Source organism: Pseudomonas sp. R3-41, assembly GCF_054161485.1.
The window spans coordinates 4,628,694-4,646,441 of the sequence record NZ_CP096421.1; the positions used below are offsets into that span (position 1 = coordinate 4,628,694).

General features: G+C 61.1%; 20 protein-coding genes. 6 read left to right on the forward strand and 14 right to left on the reverse strand.

Going from position 1 to position 17,748, the window contains the following annotated elements:
* Nucleotides 1-180 precede the first annotated feature (180 nt).
* Entirely contained in the window at nucleotides 181-510 is a 330-nt protein-coding gene (locus M1D99_RS19795) for a hypothetical protein (protein ID WP_186710489.1), read from the forward strand.
* A gap of 62 nt (nucleotides 511-572) precedes the next feature.
* Here the strand turns inward: M1D99_RS19795 and glsB are convergent, their stop codons facing one another.
* The gene (glsB, locus tag M1D99_RS19800; protein WP_186710491.1) at nucleotides 573-1,481 is read right to left on the reverse strand and encodes a glutaminase B; all 909 of its coding nucleotides are present in this window, start codon (nucleotides 1,479-1,481) and stop codon (nucleotides 573-575) included.
* A gap of 322 nt (nucleotides 1,482-1,803) precedes the next feature.
* On the opposite strand from glsB, the gene M1D99_RS19805 reads away from it, so the two are divergent.
* A complete protein-coding gene (locus M1D99_RS19805; RefSeq protein ID WP_053123348.1) occupies nucleotides 1,804-1,998 on the forward strand; it encodes a hypothetical protein in 195 nt (64 codons plus the stop codon).
* Between the two features lie 9 nt (nucleotides 1,999-2,007).
* Here the strand turns inward: M1D99_RS19805 and M1D99_RS19810 are convergent, their stop codons facing one another.
* The 12 genes from M1D99_RS19810 to M1D99_RS19865 all read right to left on the reverse strand — a co-directional run bounded on the left by M1D99_RS19810 (nucleotide 2,008) and on the right by M1D99_RS19865 (nucleotide 11,800).
* Nucleotides 2,008-3,012 carry a hypothetical protein gene (locus M1D99_RS19810; protein ID WP_458130658.1) on the reverse strand — a complete coding sequence of 335 codons (1,005 nt, stop codon included), beginning with the start codon at nucleotides 3,010-3,012 and terminating at the stop codon, nucleotides 2,008-2,010.
* Between the two features lie 227 nt (nucleotides 3,013-3,239).
* Nucleotides 3,240-4,646, reverse strand: a complete 1,407-nt coding sequence (locus M1D99_RS19815) for a saccharopine dehydrogenase C-terminal domain-containing protein (protein WP_458130659.1) — start codon at nucleotides 4,644-4,646, stop codon at nucleotides 3,240-3,242.
* A gap of 115 nt (nucleotides 4,647-4,761) precedes the next feature.
* On the reverse strand, nucleotides 4,762-5,571 hold the full coding sequence (locus tag M1D99_RS19820) for a DUF3618 domain-containing protein (protein WP_434571223.1): 810 nt from the start codon (nucleotides 5,569-5,571) through the stop codon (nucleotides 4,762-4,764).
* On the reverse strand, nucleotides 5,568-5,999 hold the full coding sequence (locus M1D99_RS19825) for a phage holin family protein (protein WP_186710499.1): 432 nt from the start codon (nucleotides 5,997-5,999) through the stop codon (nucleotides 5,568-5,570). Before M1D99_RS19825 ends, M1D99_RS19820 begins: the two co-directional genes overlap by 4 nt.
* Nucleotides 5,999-6,652 carry a hypothetical protein gene (locus M1D99_RS19830; protein WP_186710501.1) on the reverse strand — a complete coding sequence of 218 codons (654 nt, stop codon included), beginning with the start codon at nucleotides 6,650-6,652 and terminating at the stop codon, nucleotides 5,999-6,001. The genes M1D99_RS19825 and M1D99_RS19830 overlap by 1 nt, the downstream gene beginning before the upstream one ends.
* A 338-nt stretch (nucleotides 6,653-6,990) precedes the next feature.
* A complete protein-coding gene (locus M1D99_RS19835) occupies nucleotides 6,991-7,491 on the reverse strand; it encodes a YciE/YciF ferroxidase family protein (RefSeq protein WP_186710503.1) in 501 nt (166 codons plus the stop codon).
* 153 nt (nucleotides 7,492-7,644) lie between these two features.
* Entirely contained in the window at nucleotides 7,645-8,574 is a 930-nt protein-coding gene (locus tag M1D99_RS19840) for a ZIP family metal transporter (protein WP_186710504.1), read from the reverse strand.
* Between the two features lie 64 nt (nucleotides 8,575-8,638).
* Entirely contained in the window at nucleotides 8,639-9,520 is an 882-nt protein-coding gene (locus M1D99_RS19845; protein ID WP_186710505.1) for a manganese catalase family protein, read from the reverse strand.
* Between the two features lie 259 nt (nucleotides 9,521-9,779).
* A complete protein-coding gene (locus tag M1D99_RS19850) occupies nucleotides 9,780-10,157 on the reverse strand; it encodes a con-10 family general stress protein (RefSeq protein WP_186710506.1) in 378 nt (125 codons plus the stop codon).
* 528 nt (nucleotides 10,158-10,685) lie between these two features.
* On the reverse strand, nucleotides 10,686-10,934 hold the full coding sequence (locus M1D99_RS19855; RefSeq protein WP_186710507.1) for a metallothionein: 249 nt from the start codon (nucleotides 10,932-10,934) through the stop codon (nucleotides 10,686-10,688).
* Between the two features lie 27 nt (nucleotides 10,935-10,961).
* Entirely contained in the window at nucleotides 10,962-11,228 is a 267-nt protein-coding gene (locus tag M1D99_RS19860; protein ID WP_434571230.1) for a hypothetical protein, read from the reverse strand.
* 62 nt (nucleotides 11,229-11,290) lie between these two features.
* On the reverse strand, nucleotides 11,291-11,800 hold the full coding sequence (locus M1D99_RS19865; RefSeq protein WP_186710509.1) for a ferritin-like domain-containing protein: 510 nt from the start codon (nucleotides 11,798-11,800) through the stop codon (nucleotides 11,291-11,293).
* A 177-nt stretch (nucleotides 11,801-11,977) separates the two neighbouring features.
* On the opposite strand from M1D99_RS19865, the gene M1D99_RS19870 reads away from it, so the two are divergent.
* Nucleotides 11,978-12,805 (forward strand): NAD-dependent protein deacetylase, encoded by an 828-nt coding sequence (locus M1D99_RS19870; RefSeq protein WP_434571232.1) that lies wholly within the window; start codon nucleotides 11,978-11,980, stop codon nucleotides 12,803-12,805.
* Nucleotides 12,806-12,921: 116 nt separating this feature from the next.
* Here M1D99_RS19870 and M1D99_RS19875 read toward each other — a convergent pair whose 3' ends face one another.
* On the reverse strand, nucleotides 12,922-13,824 hold the full coding sequence (locus tag M1D99_RS19875) for a LysR family transcriptional regulator (RefSeq protein WP_434571234.1): 903 nt from the start codon (nucleotides 13,822-13,824) through the stop codon (nucleotides 12,922-12,924).
* A 241-nt stretch (nucleotides 13,825-14,065) separates the two neighbouring features.
* Between M1D99_RS19875 and M1D99_RS19880 the strand changes: the two genes are divergently transcribed.
* From M1D99_RS19880 to M1D99_RS19890, 3 genes are read left to right on the forward strand one after another with little or no spacing between them, the layout of a single operon-like run.
* Nucleotides 14,066-14,764 (forward strand): CoA transferase subunit A, encoded by a 699-nt coding sequence (locus M1D99_RS19880; protein WP_458130660.1) that lies wholly within the window; start codon nucleotides 14,066-14,068, stop codon nucleotides 14,762-14,764.
* A 35-nt stretch (nucleotides 14,765-14,799) separates the two neighbouring features.
* Nucleotides 14,800-15,465 (forward strand): CoA transferase subunit B, encoded by a 666-nt coding sequence (locus tag M1D99_RS19885; RefSeq protein ID WP_003180355.1) that lies wholly within the window; start codon nucleotides 14,800-14,802, stop codon nucleotides 15,463-15,465.
* Nucleotides 15,466-15,476: 11 nt separating this feature from the next.
* Nucleotides 15,477-16,658 (forward strand): acetyl-CoA C-acetyltransferase, encoded by a 1,182-nt coding sequence (locus M1D99_RS19890; RefSeq protein ID WP_434571236.1) that lies wholly within the window; start codon nucleotides 15,477-15,479, stop codon nucleotides 16,656-16,658.
* Nucleotides 16,659-17,748 lie beyond the last annotated feature (1,090 nt).

Consider the following 17,748-nt stretch of genomic DNA (forward strand, 5'->3'; position numbering starts at 1 on the left):
TCGTTGTAGCGCATTTGCGTAGCAGCCCTTCGATAACACTACACAACCGATGCACGACCCCGTCGAAGTCAGGCGGACGAACGCTGACGGCCTGGTTTCGGTAGCAGGCAGGCACTTACCGAGTAGCGAAGTTTTTGCGAACCACCAGACAGATCAACCAAATGGTCAAGGGGCTTACACATGAATCTGAATAATCAACCATCTATTGATGAACTGGCTCGCATGTTCGCCGCACACAAGGACACACTGGACAGCCATATCCTGTGGATCAGCAAGACTGGCCAGGTGCGTATGGACTGCCTGTCGCCCTACACCCAAGAAGACGAGTTCGAAAAGAACACGCAAGAGCTGTGCGCCCGGCTGAAGATGTACCGCCGTGGCCAGGGCTACGTGGGCAAGAAGGCCGCGGCTGACAAAGACTTCATGGGCCGCGTGCTGCAAACGCTGACCCAGGCCTGGCAGTCGATGCAGAACACGTCCGAGGTCCGGGTTATCGACCGCCTCTGCTGAAATCCCCTAACAAAAGGGCCCGCGCCTGAACCAGGAGCGGGCCCTTTTTTTGTGAGACGGGACTAGAACACCGACCAGCCAATGCGCTGGCTCATCATCTCCAGCGCCGCCATGCCGGCCAGGGAGTTGCCGGCGGCGTTGAGTTCCGGCGACCAGACGCAGACGGTGAACCGGCCCGGCACCACGGCGACTATCCCGCCACCGACACCACTCTTGCCCGGCAGGCCGACGCGATAAGCGAAATTGCCGGCTTCATCGTACAGACCGCTGGTGGCCATGATGGAATTGACCTGTTGGGTCTGCCGGGCGCTGAGGATCTGTTCGCCGCTGTGTTTGCAGAACCCGTCGTTGGCCAGGAAGCAGAACGCCCGCGCCAGGTCGATGCAGCTCATCCGCAGGGCGCAGTGGCTGAAATAACTGCGCAGCACCGCTTCCACGTCATTGTGGAAGTTGCCGAACGATTGCATCAGATACGCCATCGCCGCGTTGCGGGCGCGGTGCTGGTACTCCGACTCGGCGACCTTGCCGTCCACCATCACCTGTGGGTTACCCGACAGGCGGCGCACGAAATCGCGCATCGACAGCGCTGGCGCGGCGAAGCGGGACTGGTTGATATCGCAGATCACCAACGCGCCGGCATTGATGAACGGGTTCCGCGGGCGGCCGCGCTCGAATTCCAATTGCACCAGGGAGTTGAAAGGCTGGCCGGAGGGCTCATGGCCCAGGCGCTCCCAGATCGCTTCGCCGGAATGCCCGATGGCCTGCACCAGGCTGAACACCTTGGAAATACTCTGCACTGAAAACGCTGTTTCAGCGTCGCCGGCGTAATACAACTCGCCATCATTGCCGTACACGGCAATGCCCAACTGATTGGGCACCACGGTGCCCAGGGCAGGAATGTAGTCTGCGACCTTGCCCTGACCGATCAGGGGGCGAACCGCATCGAGGATCTCGTTCAACAGTGCTTGCATATGCGCGGGGTCCAGTCATTCCCCGTTCGAGTGCGGGGATACAGACGCTAGACGCTGGTGGGCGGGGTCAGAGCACACTGAGTTGCGAGGAAAAAAAATGGCGAGGGAGCTTGCTCCCGCTGGGCTGTGAAACAGCCCCATCGATGATCGCTGCAACCTGACGGACCGAGTGGATGGATCAGGGCCGCTACGCGCCCCAGCGGGAGCAAGCTCCCTCGCCACAACAGCCGTGTTCGCCGCAATGAATGCAAGCGCTTTCAGTGACGCTGGTCGTCGAATCGAGCGGTCTATAGTTCAAAGGATCAATCGGCAGGAGTAGACGATGCGTCAGATCATGCAAAAAGAACCCTGGTGGGCCTCGCCGCCCCAGCCCGGGCAGGATGAAAGCGAACTGGAATGGGGCTGGCTGGTGATCTACAGCGAAGGCGAACCGCGCTTCGAGTTCATCAAGGAGCGTCCATCGGACGAACAGATCCGCCATCGCAAGGGTTGTCGCGTCACCCTCGGCTCGGAATGAGTCGGCCCGTCATGGCTTGAGGTCCGGCAAGACCACCGCTCGATTGGCCAGGTCCGCCTCCACCAGGTTGCCTTTGATTTCCTCGTCCAGGTAATACACCGGTGCCATCACGCCGCTGAGGGGATGCTTGAGTGACTTGAACCAGGCTTCGTCGAACGCCGCGCTCAGGCTCTTGCGGATCTGCGCCTCCATTTCCGGCCGCTCACCCTCGTGGATGATCGCGCGAATACCCGCCACGCCCACCGAAATCAACGCCCCGGCCGCCTTCCCGGCCACGGCCGCCGCCGCACCGGTTGCCCCACGCGTGGCGAACTGGGCCTCGATTTTTTCGCTGGTGCGTTGCGCCACGGTTGCGATCACCGCCTCCGATGGCCCGGCCCCCGTGCTTGCAGCCTTGTCGACGTGATCGATCAGGGCCGCATAGGCCGGCAAGGTATTCAGCGGCTCGGCGTGAACCATTTCGTACAACGAAGCATCACGCGCCGCCGGCGGACCCAGGCGGATGGCAGGGATGCCATGCAGGCGTCGGTTCATCAGCTCGTTCGGGATTCGATGCCGCTGGGCGATGACCTGGGCCTGTTGATTGAGCTGACGGATGTAGTAGCCCGTCGCGTTGGCCCTGATCGCCTCGGGATCGATTTCCACCGCCACCGGCGCCAGCACCTTCTCGCGATATTGCTCCTGCAGGTAAACCGCCAGGCGCTTGGCCGAAGAATCCGCCTCGCCCTCGGCACTGGCCGCGTACCAGCTGACCTTCACCGCCAGCCATTCCTGGGTCCAGTAGCTGCTGAACCAGGGGATGAATTCAGCCTCGGTGCGTTCATACACCAACACGCGCCAATGCTCCATCGACCCGCATGCATAGACGGCCGCCTGTTCGAGGGCGCTCTTCGACGCCGCGATGATCTGCTGGTCTACCTGTCGCCAGGTGTCCTGGGCAATCATCACCGTGGCAACCGGTGGACCGCGCTGTGGCGTGGCGCACCCCGCCAGAACGAGCACAACGGCCAACATCAGCGAACGCCGCAAAGTCGCGCCCCCCGGATTCCTGTAATCCATGGGGGTGAGTATAGGTCGCGATGAACAGGGATCCGGCCCAAACACGCCAAATACACCGCGGTTCCCTGTGGGAGCGAGCCTGCTCGCGATGGCGTCGTGTCAGTCAACATTCTTGTAACTGAACCACCGCTATCGCGAGCAGGCTCGCTCCCACAGGGGATTGGTGTCGCTCAGCCGCTCATTCAGAACCGGGTGAAATGCTCGAATTGCCAATCATCGGCCGCACCATCCCCGCGAGCCTTGTGAAGGGCACCGGTCGGCGTCCAATCGGTGCACTTGCCCACCAACGTCCCCAGGTAAGGCCGGGCGACTTCCAGCACGCATTCATAGTCCATTTGTTCCGGCTCGACGATGCCACGATCCGGATGTTCAATGGCCCAGACGATTCCCGCCATGACACCGGCCGCCACTTGCAGGCTGGTGGCGTTATTGAAGGGCACCAGGGCCCTCGCCTCGTCAATGCTCAACACCGAACCAAACCAGTAGGCGTTCATTTCATGCCCCATCAACAAGACCCCCAAGGCATCCACCCCACCGGGGTCGATTTCGCCGTTGAGGATCCGCTGCCGGGCCTGGGTTTCCCAGCCACGACCGATCAGCTCATGGACAGAAAGCCATGCATCGTTGCAGGGGTGATAGGCGTAATGCAGGGTCGGTCGATACACCAACTTGCGCTGGTCCTTCACGGTCAGCAAATCGGCCGTCGAAGCGGTTTCGTGGTGGGTGATCATCAGCCCCAGGCACGGCCCGCCCACCGGCGTCCAGGTCTTGATCAAGACGCTGGCGCTCGGGCGTTCCAGATAGATCGCGTTGCGGCTCCCGAAACCATGACGCCGGGCAGCCGCTGGCCAAGTCCGTTCATGGGACCCCCACCCCAACTCGGCCGGCTGACGGCCCTCGCTGATGAACCCCTCCACCGACCAGGTGTTGACGAACTCGTCGTCTTCCTTGGGACGCTGGGAGCGTTGGCTGTCGCGCTCGGCAAAATGAATGACCTTGATCCCCAACGCCATGCTCAGCCTGGCCCAGTCCACACCGCCCGGTTTTTGCGGCAGCGGCTGCTTCAATTGCGTCGCCAGTTCAACCAGCCCGGCCTTGAGCAAATGGGTGATCAAACCGGGATTGGCGCCATGGGCCACCATTGCCGTCGGGCCTCTGCCCAGTTTTTTGCGCAGGCCCAGCACTTGATAGCGCAATGCGTAATTGGTCCGATGGGAAAGGTCCAGGTGCGGATCCTCGTAGCCTCCCGCCCACGGCTCGACGCAGGTGTCGAGGTACAGCGCGCCCTTCTCGAACGCGTACGCCATGAGGTCCAGGGAGCTGACCTCGACGGACAGGTTGACGATGAAATCACCACGCTTGACGAAGCGATCGAGGATTTGTGCATAGGTTTTTCGGGTCAGGGCCTTGGGGATAAAACGGATTCCCCGCTCCTTGAACCAGATGTTGTGGTCGATCACCGGTGCGATGACGGTGATCTGCTTGATCTCGACGTGATCCTGCCCCAGCAGCAAGGGCAACGTGGCCCGGGCGATGGAGCCGAAGCCGATGAAGATCAGACGGCCGGTGAACGGGATCTGACGTTTCATGTGCTGCCTCCTTGAGAAGGGTGTACGGCCCATGAAATAACCGAACGGTGATCGAGGCTACTGTCAAGGTTGACAGGTGCGGCGCAGATCGCCCTGCGCCGCACCTCGCGTGCGCCTACGAAGTGCCCAGCCCGCCGGACATATCCGCGCCGGAGTGGGCCCGCCCGTTGGCCGGCGTGACGGCGGGCTCGTCACGGTGTTCGGTGGTTTTGCTCACCGTATCGCGCACCGTTTCATAACCCTCCCGCGCAGTGCGCTTGACCTTGTCGGCCAGGTCGGCGCTGGTCTTGCCCATCGTTCGCTGTTCGGTAGAGGTGCTGGGCAACGCCGCGCCCAGCATCGCCCCGAGGGCGATACCCGCCGCCGCCATCATCAACGGCTGCTCTTTGAGCAGACGGCTGAACTCATCGCCCAAGTGCTGCGACCCTTGGGCCATGCGCTCGCCCGCCTGATGAGCGCTGTGCCGGGCATGCCGGGCGCTGGCGCCCACGTCGTCCGCCAGGTGCGCAGCTTTGTCCTTGAGATGGTGAAAGCCTTCGCGCAATGAATCACTGCTGCTGTGCAGGTGTTCCCGGGCACTGTCCAGGCCACCGGCAAGCCCTTCGCTCCAACCGCTGGAATCCTGGTCCGGCCCGACGCGATAACCGACCCGCGGCGGATGGTTCTGGCCGAGCATCAGCCAGCACAAGCCAACCGTGGTCAACACGGTGGGTACCGGGTTGTTGCGCACCGTAGTGCCCAGGTTGCCGAAAAACTCGGCGCCATTTCCCTTCACGAGCCCCAGGGCCTGATCCAGCATTTGCCCTGGCGTGAACTTGCTGCCCAAGGCGTCGACGATATGGCTGATATGGGCGCGCTGCTCGTCGATTTCGCGCTCGATGGTCTCTGGGCTCTTTTCGGATTCGGTTTTGAATTCATCCTTCATGAGGCTTTCCTCCGCAGGGCTTCCTGATCTTTGTTCAAGGCATCGAGCGTTCGGTCAGGCTTGAAGTGGGACGGTTCGAACTGTTTCTTGCCCGACTGGACCATGACAAAACCAATGATCATGACCACGACGCCGACGATCAGCGCGGCCAGCCAGGGCGCCATCATCGTACTCAGGCCATACACCACCGCCATCAACAGGATGATGAAGCCGGCCATGAGCACCATGGCGCCACCGGCCACCGCAGCAATGCCCGCCTTGAGCGTGTTGAGGCTCGCCTGGAATTCAGCCTTGGCCAGCGCCAATTCCTTGGTGAAGAGCGAGGGGACTTCGTGGGTCAATTGCCTGAGCAACCCCATGACCGAGGCATCGCTTTCGGGCGTCGAGGCGCTGGCGGTACGCTGCATATCCGGGTCTGGTCGGTTCATCACAATTCTCCTCTGGTATTGGCCGAACCCGGCAGCGAGCCGGTGGCTGAATCACTGGGATGGTCCTGAACACTCGGTGAGGTCGGGGTGACACCGGTAGCCAGGCCGCTGCGGGTAGCGGCACCGGGGCCGATGGGATCAGGGGTCGATTCAAAAGGCCGCTGGGCGCCGAATCCTCCGGCGGGTGGGTTTGAATGGCCGGCGGCGGGTTCGTCGGCCTCGGTGGCGACCGGCGAGGCACCGGCCTTGAGGAATCGCGACAGCCCAAAGCCCACCGCGATGCTGCCGGCGAGGAACAGACCGGGGTTGTCCCGCGCCAGGCGAGAACCGTCATGCAGCAACTGTTCGGCACTCTTGTTGCGCAATTTGCCGGCCAGGCCGCTCATGCAATCGGCCATGTCCGCCAGATAATGGGATAAGCCGAGGGTGTCGTTGGCTTCGAGCTCCGACATGGCGGATTTGGCGCCACGCGCCAAGGCATCGATCTGGTCCGCCGCGGTATCGCGGTATTGGCCGAAATGCGCATCGGCCTTCTCGCGAGCGCTGCCGATCGCTTCGTTCACGTCCTCCTTGATGTGGTTCAGGGATTCCTCAGGCCGACCTTGGCTTGAAGTGCCGCTTTGTCGCTCGGGGTTGTTGTCCGGGATAGTCATGTCTGTCCATCGCCTCCGTGATGAAAAACTCAACAACAGGCAGTCGCTAAGCGATGCCTGGATAAGTGCCTCTCAGAACAAATGACGGGACGCGATGCGGGCTAGTTCCAACGAGTTTGAAGGCTGGACGCTGTGTGGTCGTTGAAGCCGCTTGATGGGTTTTTACGGCAAAAAAAATGGGCACTGATGCCCGATTCACGTAGACCTGTGGCGAGGGAGCTTGCTCCCGCTGGGGTGCGAAGCAGCCCCAAGAATTTCTGCGTTCAACCCCAAAACCTGGGACTGCTGCGCAGTCCAGCGGGAGCAAGCTCCCTCGCCACAAAAACGCGACGTCGAACTCAGGACTCCATCGTCGCCGCCTGGTTGCCGCCCTGCTCGGCAATCTTCGAGAGTTTCTCGTCGGTGGCTTTTTCTTCCTTGAGGGTCGCCAACAGCAGGCCGACCACTTCATCGCCCAGCTTCAGGTGCTTGGCCATGGCGATCAAGGTGCCGTAACTGGCGATTTCGTAGTGCTCGACTTTCTGCGCCGCGCCGATCAAACCCGCATCGAGCACCGCGCCTTTTTCGATTTCCTCGATCAGCTCCTTGGACTCTTCCACCAGTCCTTCCATGGCGATGCATTTCATGCGCTTGAGCTTGATCCCCGCCACTTCGACGAGGGTATCGATGCGCTCAATCTGGCCTTGGGTTTCCTCAAGGTGATCGTGAAAGGCTTGTGCGAGCAAAGGGTTGGTGGTGGCCCGAGCCATGCGCGGCAAGGCACGGGTGATCTGTTTTTCAGCACTGTAGACATCGGACAGTTCGTGGATGAACAGGTCTGTCACGGTTTTTCTGGCCATTTCAATCTTCCTCTGTTCAGAAGGCGAGCCTCGAAAGGTTGATGGGGTGAAGCCGGCAGAGGCGGCTTCACCTGTCATCAACACTGACCCAGGGGAAATTTCGGATGTTCCAGAAATTTGCCGAAACGTTGACAGAGGGTATCGGTGACGCGCTCAACCCAACGCCGTGTCGAGAAACATCATCACCGCAAAGCCCATCATCAAGCCGAGGGTGGCCGGGGTTTCATGGCCGTTGCGATGGGTCTCGGGAATCACCTCGTGGGAGACCACGAAGATCATCGCCCCCGCCGCCAGCCCCAGGCTGATGGGGTACGCGACGGCCACGCCCGACGACATGCCCAGGCCGATCACCGCCCCCAGTGGCTCCATCAGCCCTGAACCGACCGCGATGAGCGCGGCACGCAAGGTGCTGATACCGGTGACGCGCAGCGCCATGGCAATGGCCAGGCCCTCGGGAATGTCCTGGATGGCAATGGCGGTGGTCAGGGGCAAACCGACCTTGAAATCGCCGTCGGCAAAACTGACGCCGATGGCCATGCCTTCCGGCAAGTTGTGCAGGGTGATGGCCAGTACAAACAACCAGACACGATTGATCCGCTCGGCCTGGGGACCACGCCGGCCACTGAGTTCATGTTCGTGCGGCACGAAACGGTCCAGGCCGATCATCAGGGCCACGCCCAGCCCCAGGCCCACCACCACGACAAACGCGGCGAGCAACTGATTGCCACAGATAATCTGTGCCGCCTCGATGCCCGGCAGGATCAATGAAAACGAACTGGCGGCGAGCATCATGCCGGCGGCAAACCCCAGCATAATGTCCTGGGTACGCGAGGAGATATCCCGCAGCACCACCGCCATCATCGCCCCCAGGGCGGTGGCGGCAAAACCCGATGTTCCGCCCAGCACGGCGTAGCCGAGGTTTTGACGATTGGCGCCAACCAAGGCGTTGTAGCCACTGTAGAGCAACAACGCGGCCACCAATGCCAGCCCGAGCCAGAACGTAACCCCCAACAAGAGATTCTCTTGCACGGGGTTCAGCCAAGTGCGCCAGGGCGATCGAATCCGGGAAGTGGGCTGGTCCATCGAATGTCCTTACGGGTCTTGGCTCGAAATATCAGGCGAGGGAGTCGCCTCCCTCGCCATTTGTTTACAGTTTGTCACCTTGCATCCCCGAACCCAAGTCGGCGCCTGTGGTGGGGTTGCTTTCAGGGTTGGACATCGTCCGCGCCTTCATGTCCATCAACAGTGCTTCGTCCTTTTCACTCAACTGGACGCTGGCCAGGCCATCGCCACCGTCGACCGCCGGAACCGGATTCTCGACGAACTCCCAGTCCTCGCCCTGGTTCCATGGACCACGCACGGTAGGCTCACCCTGGGACATGTTGAAATACACGTTGGTGAACTCCGGCATGCCGGGCAGCTTACCTTGTGGGAAGTTGGGCTGGATGGCATGCAAGGCTTTTTCGAACGACAACTGATGGGCGATTTCACGGGTCATCAAAAAGCCCAACGCTTCCTTTACCCCCGGGTCGTCAGTGACGTTCATCAATCGCTCATAGACAATTTTTGCCCGGGCTTCAGCGGCGATGTTGGAACGCATGTCTGCCGTCGGCTCACCGATCGTGTCCACATAAGCGGCAGTCCACGGCACGCCGGCGGAATTGGTTAATGGCGAGCCGGCACCGTACAGGAGGCTGGTGATATGAGAGTCGTTACCGGCACCGTTGATGTCCCGGTACAGTTGGCCCTCCTTCTCCACCCCTTCAGCCATCTTGCCCTTGGCGCCCTTGTTCAACATGACGATGATCGAGCCGATCACTTCCAGATGACTGAGTTCTTCGGTGGCAATGTCCATCAGCAGATCCTTGCGCCCTGGATCGTCCTCGGACAAGGCCTGGGTGAAATAACGCGACGCCGCCGCCAATTCCCCCTGGGCGCCACCGAACTGCTCGAGCAGCAGGTTGGCGAGTCCAGGATTAGGCTCAGCGACACGCACGGTGTACTGCAATCGTTTGTTATGTAGAAACATGATTGAACTCCTCGCTCAGGCACACTTCATGAGCACACTGCCGACCGGCAGGCTCATGAAAATCTGAAGAAGTTAAATGAATAAAATTTAGTTTTTATTCAAGACGGAAGACGAGTGGTTAATTGCAACTCAAACCCCCTCACCCATCTCTTGAACAATCAATAGCGCAGCGAAGCCGGGCATGAAATACCCGACTTTTAATATCAAGGCCGGAACAGGTCCCATGCCAACGACACGGGACCTGCGAGACCACGGGACATTACGATTTACGACCGCCACCGTGGCTGTTTTCACCGCCTTTCTTGCCAGCTTCGGAGGCTTTTTCCCGGTCGTTGGCAAAGTTGCCACCCGACGCCTGGCCACCTTTGCGGCCGGCTTCCGAAGCCCGCTCAGGGTCGTTGGCAAAATTACCACCCGAGGCTTGCCCGCCTTTGCGGCCAGCCTCTGCAGCACGTTCCGGGTCGTTGGCGAAGTTACCGCCCGACGCCTGGCCACCCTTGCGTCCAGCCTCGGATGCGCGTTCCGGATCGTTGGCAAAGTTGCCGCCCGACGCCTGGCCGCCTTTTTTCCCGGCTTCCGATGCCTTCTCACGATCGTTAGCGAAATTGCCAGGGTTGTTATTACCTGTGTTAGCCATTTCATTCACCTCGTTAGTTGATGTCAACGAACCTGTTGGCTCGTCCTATTCGGAAAATTTGACGCCGTTAAGGTTTTAAAAAAGAGCTGCAAACGGCGACGAACGGTCAACACCCTTATTTATATCCCCACTGCCCGGGTATTTATTGTGCCAGCCTATTAAACAAGCGGCGATTGATTGGCAGTGTTAAATATCGAAACTTCGTCCAACGAAGAAACCTGTGGGAGCGGGCTTGCTCGCGAAGGCGGTGGACCTGCTGGCATATAGGTTGGCTGTGCCGCCGTCTTCGCGAGCAAGCCCGCTCCCACAATGGCCCCGCCTTTAACATTAAAAAACAGTGCGTGTCTTTCCACGCTGTCCGCCAAGGGCCCGGTGGCGCCGGCACCCCATTGCACCGGTCTCGTCACCCAAGCCTCGCGCCGTTCCAGGAAGCCAAAACTCGCGGGCTGCCGGTGTTGTCTTGCACCACCGCACTGACCGGCTTGCGGTGTCCGGGCACCCTGTCGCCGATGCCCGGATAGAGCAATGTCAGGGTGAAATCGGGTCACTGGCGGGGAACGTTTCTTCCAGTGCTTCATCCAGTTGGTTGTTGGTAATGTCCCGCTCGCCGACCTTGCCACTTCGTTCGCAATGACAATCCGCCGACGGACACGGCTCGCCATTGGGGTGTTGTTCTGCGCAGGCCTGGCTGCAATAGGCCTCGCCGTCATGATTGAACACCCGCTCGGGATCTACCTCGCAATGGCAGCCGGGGCAGCCACAACGCAGTTCGCTCATGTTCGTCCTCCTGAGGACCGGGTGTTGTCACGATCCCACCAGTAATTGAACCTCCAGGTTGGCCGCCGCGACGCCGTGCTTCGCTACATACACCTCATCGGTCCAACCTTTGGTCCGGTTGCGATACGTCTGGGTGCCAAGGGCCGTTGTGTCCCATTCCATGACATCGCCGATGTCGACGTCATTGGCGGGCCCCAGTTCAAGCACTGTGTGGCCCTCCTCTTCCGAAACGTAGACACCCACCCTGGCGCTCTGTCGATTGATGGCTCTTACCTTGCCGGTGGTCTGCTTCATACCTGTCCTCTTTTCTTTTGACGGCAGGTTTGGCGCGGTCGGGCCGCGCCACACTTTTCACCTCAGCGCTTGGCTTCGGTATGCGGATTGGCCGAACGTTCCAGGAACGCTGCGGTAATCTGCGGCAGGTGATCGCGCAGCCATTCAGCCATGGCGATTTCCTGGGGCAGAATCTGCTCGCAAGCCCTTTGGGTTTCCACATCGCCGGCCACTTTCGCCGCCTCGATCAACACGGTGTAGGACGCGATCTCCAGGTTCTCGAAGACGTAGCCACTCATGGCGCCCTTGACCACTTCGTCACTCATCGCCATGCCGCCCATGGCTTGACCGAACGCCATCAGCTTGCCGGCCATGTCCTTGAGCATCGACGGGCTACCGCCCAAACGCTGGATGCACTGTTCCACCAACTTTTGCTGCCCGAGCGTCTCCTCGATGTGCTGTTCGATCCGGGCCTTGAGGACCGGGTAATGTTCCAGGCGCTCGGCCTGGGCCTTGAGCATTTTCTCCGCTTGCTGTTCCATGGCATGGGCATCGTTGAGCCAATCCAGCAGGTTCTCTTTAGGGGTTGCCATTGCGTTCTCCTTATCAGTGTCATTGGCGCACTGCAGTGCGAGAGCTTTGAGATAGCGCACATAAGGTGGATGTCCCACGCCCGCGGAAAGTTTGAAGAAACACCTGCGCAGGGCGACGAAAGGCGTGCGGCAAGCCCGCTGCTAACCTCAACGATTCCAGGCCAGCGGAGAACCCACATGCCCGACGATCTTCAGCGTGACCCCGTCGAACAACTGCAGCAGTACATGGCCGGGCGCCGTTTCCTGGTGCTGACCGGCGCGGGAATCAGCACCCCGTCCGGCATTCCCGACTACCGCGACAGCGACGGCGTGCGGCGGGGCAAGCAACCGATGATGTACCAGGAGTTCCTCGCCAAACCCGAGGCGCGACGGCGCTATTGGGCGCGAGCGATGCTGGGCTGGACACGCCTGCGTCAAGCCCGTCCGAACCAGGCCCACGAGGCCTTGGCGGCGTTGCAGGGACAGGCCCGCATCAGTGGCCTGATTACCCAGAATGTCGACGCCTTGCACGACCAGGCCGGGAGCCAAGGCGTCATCGAACTGCACGGCAGCCTGCACCGTGTGCTGTGCCTGGACTGCGGCCAGCGCAGCGAGCGACAGCAGATTCAACACTTGATGGAAGCTGAAAACCCTTACCTGGCGGGCGTCGATGCGGTGCAGGCACCCGACGGCGACACCCTGCTCGACCCGGCGTTCGAGGCGCGCTTCCAGGTGCCCCGTTGCCCCCATTGCGAGGGCGAACGCTTGAAGCCCGATGTGGTTTTCTTCGGTGAAAACGTCGCCGCCGCCACCGCGACCCGCGCCACCCTGGCGGTGGAACAGGCAGATGGGCTGTTGGTGGTGGGCTCATCGTTGATGGCGTATTCGGCGTTCCGCCTGTGCCGGGCAATCAAGGACCAGGGCAAGCCGCTGCTGGCGATCAACCGAGGCAAGACCCGGGCTGATGAGTTGCTGGACTTGAAGGTCGAAGTACCGTGCGAAGAACTGCTGCCACTGCTGATCTGATACCACGCAATACCCTCTGTGGGAGCGGGCTTGCTCGCGAAGGCGGTGGGTCAGTCGATATCTGCGTAGCTGACCCACCGCTTTCGCGAGCAAGCCCGCTCCCACAGGGATTGTGGTTACTTCGATATCAACCGTACGGGCAATTCCTGATCCCTCAGCGTATCGAACAGCGCCTGCGCCGCCGCCGACAGCTCATGCCCCGGCTTGGTCAGCACCCCGATGGCCCGTTCGATCACCGGATCGCTCAACGTGATGCAGCGGGCCCCCAGCTCATGCATCTGCCCGACACACAGGGCCGGCACGGCACTGACGCCCAGGCCGCTGGCGACCATCCGCCCGACGGTCGCCAGTTGATGGCTCTCGAACTCCACGGGCAGTTTCATACCTCGGGCCTGCAGATGCTCCTCCAGCATCACCCGAACGGTGGAGGGTCGTTGCAACGTGATGAATGGCTGCTCCAGCAAGGTTTCCCAGTGGATTTCGTCGCGCTGGGCAAGCGGCGAGTCCAGCGGCACCACCGCGACGAAGCGATCGAGATACAAGGGCGTGAACGCCAACGATGAACCCTGCATCGGTTCGAACGCCACGCCCAGTTCCACATGACGATCACGAACCATTTCCAGCACCTGTTCGTTGATCACGTCGTTGACCGTGACGTTGACATTCGGATAGCGGGCGCGGAAGGTCTTGAGGATCGGCGGCAGCAGGTTGCCGGCAAACGACGGCATCGCCGCCAACGTCACGCGACCGCGCTGCAAGGTGAAGCGCTGGCGCATTTCATCCTCGGCGTTGTCCCAGTCGGCCACCAGCCGGCGGGCCAGGGGCAGCAAGGACTCACCTTCGGGGGTCAGCGCCACGTTACGGGTGTTGCGGCTGAACAGGCGGCCACCGAGGCCTTCTTCCAGGGCCTTGATGGTCAGGCTCAGGGCCGACTGGGACAGGTGCAGCCGCTCGCAGGCCACGGCGAAGCTCAGGCTCTGGGCCACGGCGAGGAAGGCGCGGATTTGCTTGAGGGTCATGGTCGTTCTATGTCCGGTTACGTAGGAGTTGCCGAAGGCTGCGATCTTTTGATCTTTATCTTTCGCTTGAAACTTAAGTGTCTGGGAAAAGATCGCAGCCTCGTTGCACTCGGCAGCTCCTTCGGGGTAAGCACTATTGAGTTTTATCAATCAATCTAATCTAAAAATCAACTTAACAAATATATGACTTGGCGCAACACTGCATTCCATTGCGACCCCATCAAGAATAAAAGAGGTGTCTATGGCAGGTTTCGACAAACGCGTGAGCTCTTATGAGGAAGCGCTGGAAGGCTTGAAGGATGGCATGACTGTCATCGCCGGCGGCTTCGGCCTGTGCGGTATCCCGGAAAACCTGATCGCCGAGATCAAGCGCAAGGGCATCCGCGACCTCACCGTGGTGTCCAACAACTGCGGCGTCGACGGTTTCGGCCTCGGCGTGCTGCTGGAAGACCGGCAGATTCGCAAGGTGGTCGCCTCCTACGTCGGCGAAAACGCCCTGTTCGAGACACAGCTGCTGAGCGGCGAAATCGAAGTCGTGCTCACCCCCCAAGGCACCCTCGCCGAAAAAATGCGCGCCGGTGGCGCAGGCATCCCGGCGTTCTTCACCGCCACCGGCGTCGGCACGCCCGTGGCCGAAGGCAAGGAAGTGCGTGAATTCCACGGCCGCCAGTACCTGATGGAAGAATCCATCACGGGCGACTTCGCCATCGTCAAAGGCTGGAAGGCCGACCATTTCGGCAATGTGATCTATCGCCACACCGCGCAGAACTTCAACCCGCTGGCCGCGACGGCGGGCAAGATCACCGTGGTGGAAGTCGAAGAAATCGTCGAACCCGGCGAGCTGGACCCGACGCAGATCCACACCCCTGGCATCTACGTCGACCGGGTCATTTGCGGCACGTTCGAAAAGCGCATCGAACAGCGCACCGTGCGTAAGTGATCCCCTGCCCCCGGCCCGAATGAAGGAATAACACCATGGCACTTTCCCGCGAACAAATGGCTCAACGCGTCGCCCGCGAAATGCAGGACGGCTACTACGTGAACCTGGGCATCGGCATTCCGACCCTCGTCGCCAATTACATTCCCGAAGGCATGGAAGTCATGCTGCAATCGGAAAACGGCCTGCTCGGCATGGGCGCGTTTCCCACCGAAGCCGAAGTCGATGCCGACATGATCAACGCCGGCAAGCAGACGGTCACTGCGCGCATTGGCGCGTCGATCTTCTCTTCGGCCGAATCGTTTGCCATGATCCGTGGCGGCCACATCGACCTGACCGTGCTGGGTGCGTTCGAGGTGGATGTCGAAGGCAACATCGCCTCGTGGATGATCCCCGGCAAACTGGTCAAGGGCATGGGCGGCGCGATGGACCTGGTGGCCGGTGCCGAGAACATCATCGTCACCATGACCCATGCGTCCAAGGACGGCGAGTCGAAACTGCTGCCCCGTTGCAGCCTGCCGTTGACCGGTGCCGGTTGCATCAAGCGCGTGCTGACCGACCTCGCCTACCTGGAAATCCAGGACGGCGCCTTCATCCTGAAAGAACGTGCCCCGGGCGTCAGCGTCGAGGAAATCGTCGCCAAGACCGCCGGCAAATTGATCGTGCCGGACCACGTCCCTGAAATGCAGTTCGCTGCCCAGTGAGGAGAGATTCGATGCAAGAAGTCGTGATTGTCGCCGCCACCCGTACCGCCATCGGCAGCTTCCAGGGTTCGCTGGCTGCCATTCCCGCACCGGAACTCGGTGCCGCGGTGATTCGTCGCCTGCTGGAACAGACCGGTTTGTCCGGCGAACAGGTCGATGAAGTGATTCTTGGCCAGGTGCTGACCGCAGGTTCCGGACAGAACCCGGCACGCCAGGCATCGATCCTCGCCGGCCTGCCCCATGCGGTGCCGGCACTGACCCTGAACAAAGTCTGCGGCTCAGGCCTCAAGGCGTTGCACCTGGGCGCCCAGGCGATCCGCTGTGGCGACGCCGAGGTGATCATCGCCGGCGGCATGGAGAACATGAGCCTGGCCCCCTACGTCCTGCCGGCCGCTCGCACCGGCCTGCGCATGGGTCACGCGAAGATGATCGACAGCATGATCACCGACGGCTTGTGGGATGCCTTCAACGATTACCACATGGGCATCACCGCCGAGAACCTGGTGGACAAGTACGGCATCAGCCGCGAGGAGCAGGACGCCTTCGCCGCCGCGTCCCAGCAGAAGGCGGTCGCCGCCATCGAAGGTGGGCGATTCGCCGACGAGATCACGCCGATCCTGATTCCCCAGCGCAAAGGCGATCCCGTGGCGTTCGCCGCGGATGAACAACCGCGCGCCGGTACCACCGCCGAATCCCTGGGCAAGCTCAAGCCTGCCTTCAAGAAGGACGGCAGCGTTACGGCGGGCAATGCCTCCTCGCTCAACGATGGCGCCGCCGCGGTGATCCTGATGAGCGCGGAAAAAGCCAAGGCCCTGGGCTTGCCAGTGCTGGCGAAAATCAGTGCCTACGCCAATGCCGGCGTCGACCCGGCCATCATGGGCATTGGCCCGGTCTCGGCCACCCGTCGCTGCCTGGACAAGGCCGGCTGGTCCTTGGACCAGTTGGACCTGATCGAAGCCAACGAAGCCTTTGCCGCTCAATCGCTGGCCGTGGCCCGGGAACTGAAATGGGACATGGACAAGGTCAACGTCAACGGCGGCGCCATCGCCTTGGGCCACCCTATCGGCGCCTCGGGGTGCCGGGTCCTGGTGTCGCTGCTGCATGAAATGATCAAGCGCGACGCCAAGAAAGGCCTCGCGACCCTGTGCATCGGCGGCGGCCAAGGCGTGGCCCTGGCGCTGGAACGGGCGTAACCGACACGGGTTCAACAGGGGTTGTGCGGACCCACGAATATCCGCGTAGCCACTGGCACCACCCCCGGCGCGACCTCGGTTGCGCCGGTTTTTTTGCCTTATTTTAATCTGTATGGCTGCTGCCGCCATCGCGAGCAAGCTCGGCTCCCACAGTGGACTTGTGGTGCCAGCCATATCTGCATTCACCACAAAACCCTGTGGGAGCCGAGCTTGCTCGCGATGACGGCGGCACAGTCAATACTGATGCAAGCTGACCCACCGCCTTCGCGAGCAGGCTCGCTCCCACAATGGACTTGTGGTGCCAGCCATATCTGCGTTCACCACAAAACCCTGTGGGAGCCGGGCTTGCTCGCGATGGCGGCGGTACATTCAGCATTCCGGTGACAGGCACACCGCTTTCGCGAGCAGGCTCGCTCCCAGTGGACTTGTGGTGTCAGCCATATCTGCATTCACCACAAAACCCTGTGGGAGCCGAGCTTGCTCGCGATGACAGCGGCACAGTCAATACTGATGCAAGCTGACCCACCGCTTTCGCGAGCAAGCCCGCTCCCACAGTGGACTTGTGGTGCCAGCCATGTCTGCGCTCACCACAGAACCCTGTGGGAGCCGAGCTTGCTCGCGATGGCGGCGGTACATTCAGCATTCCGGTGACAGGCACACCGCTTTCGCGAGCAAGCCCGCTCCCACAGTGGACTTATGGTGCCAGCCATATCTGCGTTCACCACAAAACCCTGTGGGAGCCGAGCTTGCTCGCGATGACGGCGGCACAGTCAATACTGATGCAAGCTGACCCACCGCCTTCGCGAGCAGGCTCGCTCCCACAATGGACTTGTGGTGCCAGCGATATCTGCACCCACCACAAAACCCTGTGGGAGCCGAGCTTGCTCGCGATGGCGGCGGTACATTCAGCATTCCCGTGACAGGCACACCGCTTTCGCGAGCAAGCCCGCTCCCACAGTGGACTTGTGGTGTCAGCCATATCTGCATTCAACACAAAACTCTGTGGGAGCCGGGCTTGCTCGCGATGGCGGCGGTACATTCAGCATTCCCGTGACAGGCACACCGCTTTCGCGAGCAAGCCCGCTCCCAC

What these genes read in the sequence shown, in the direction of transcription:
- M1D99_RS19795 (WP_186710489.1), top strand. Translation starts at nt 181, where the DNA reads ATGAATCTGAATAATCAACCATCTATTGATGAACTGGCTCGCATGTTC.
- glsB (WP_186710491.1), bottom strand. Translation starts at nt 1,481, where the DNA reads ATGCAAGCACTGTTGAACGAGATCCTCGATGCGGTTCGCCCCCTGATC.
- M1D99_RS19805 (WP_053123348.1), top strand. Translation starts at nt 1,804, where the DNA reads ATGCGTCAGATCATGCAAAAAGAACCCTGGTGGGCCTCGCCGCCCCAG.
- M1D99_RS19810 (WP_458130658.1), bottom strand. Translation starts at nt 3,012, where the DNA reads ATGTTGGCCGTTGTGCTCGTTCTGGCGGGGTGCGCCACGCCACAGCGC.
- M1D99_RS19815 (WP_458130659.1), bottom strand. Translation starts at nt 4,646, where the DNA reads ATGAAACGTCAGATCCCGTTCACCGGCCGTCTGATCTTCATCGGCTTC.
- M1D99_RS19820 (WP_434571223.1), bottom strand. Translation starts at nt 5,571, where the DNA reads ATGAAGGATGAATTCAAAACCGAATCCGAAAAGAGCCCAGAGACCATC.
- M1D99_RS19825 (WP_186710499.1), bottom strand. Translation starts at nt 5,999, where the DNA reads ATGAACCGACCAGACCCGGATATGCAGCGTACCGCCAGCGCCTCGACG.
- M1D99_RS19830 (WP_186710501.1), bottom strand. Translation starts at nt 6,652, where the DNA reads ATGACTATCCCGGACAACAACCCCGAGCGACAAAGCGGCACTTCAAGC.
- M1D99_RS19835 (WP_186710503.1), bottom strand. Translation starts at nt 7,491, where the DNA reads ATGGCCAGAAAAACCGTGACAGACCTGTTCATCCACGAACTGTCCGAT.
- M1D99_RS19840 (WP_186710504.1), bottom strand. Translation starts at nt 8,574, where the DNA reads ATGGACCAGCCCACTTCCCGGATTCGATCGCCCTGGCGCACTTGGCTG.
- M1D99_RS19845 (WP_186710505.1), bottom strand. Translation starts at nt 9,520, where the DNA reads ATGTTTCTACATAACAAACGATTGCAGTACACCGTGCGTGTCGCTGAG.
- M1D99_RS19850 (WP_186710506.1), bottom strand. Translation starts at nt 10,157, where the DNA reads ATGGCTAACACAGGTAATAACAACCCTGGCAATTTCGCTAACGATCGT.
- M1D99_RS19855 (WP_186710507.1), bottom strand. Translation starts at nt 10,934, where the DNA reads ATGAGCGAACTGCGTTGTGGCTGCCCCGGCTGCCATTGCGAGGTAGAT.
- M1D99_RS19860 (WP_434571230.1), bottom strand. Translation starts at nt 11,228, where the DNA reads ATGAAGCAGACCACCGGCAAGGTAAGAGCCATCAATCGACAGAGCGCC.
- M1D99_RS19865 (WP_186710509.1), bottom strand. Translation starts at nt 11,800, where the DNA reads ATGGCAACCCCTAAAGAGAACCTGCTGGATTGGCTCAACGATGCCCAT.
- M1D99_RS19870 (WP_434571232.1), top strand. Translation starts at nt 11,978, where the DNA reads ATGCCCGACGATCTTCAGCGTGACCCCGTCGAACAACTGCAGCAGTAC.
- M1D99_RS19875 (WP_434571234.1), bottom strand. Translation starts at nt 13,824, where the DNA reads ATGACCCTCAAGCAAATCCGCGCCTTCCTCGCCGTGGCCCAGAGCCTG.
- M1D99_RS19880 (WP_458130660.1), top strand. Translation starts at nt 14,066, where the DNA reads ATGGCAGGTTTCGACAAACGCGTGAGCTCTTATGAGGAAGCGCTGGAA.
- M1D99_RS19885 (WP_003180355.1), top strand. Translation starts at nt 14,800, where the DNA reads ATGGCACTTTCCCGCGAACAAATGGCTCAACGCGTCGCCCGCGAAATG.
- M1D99_RS19890 (WP_434571236.1), top strand. Translation starts at nt 15,477, where the DNA reads ATGCAAGAAGTCGTGATTGTCGCCGCCACCCGTACCGCCATCGGCAGC.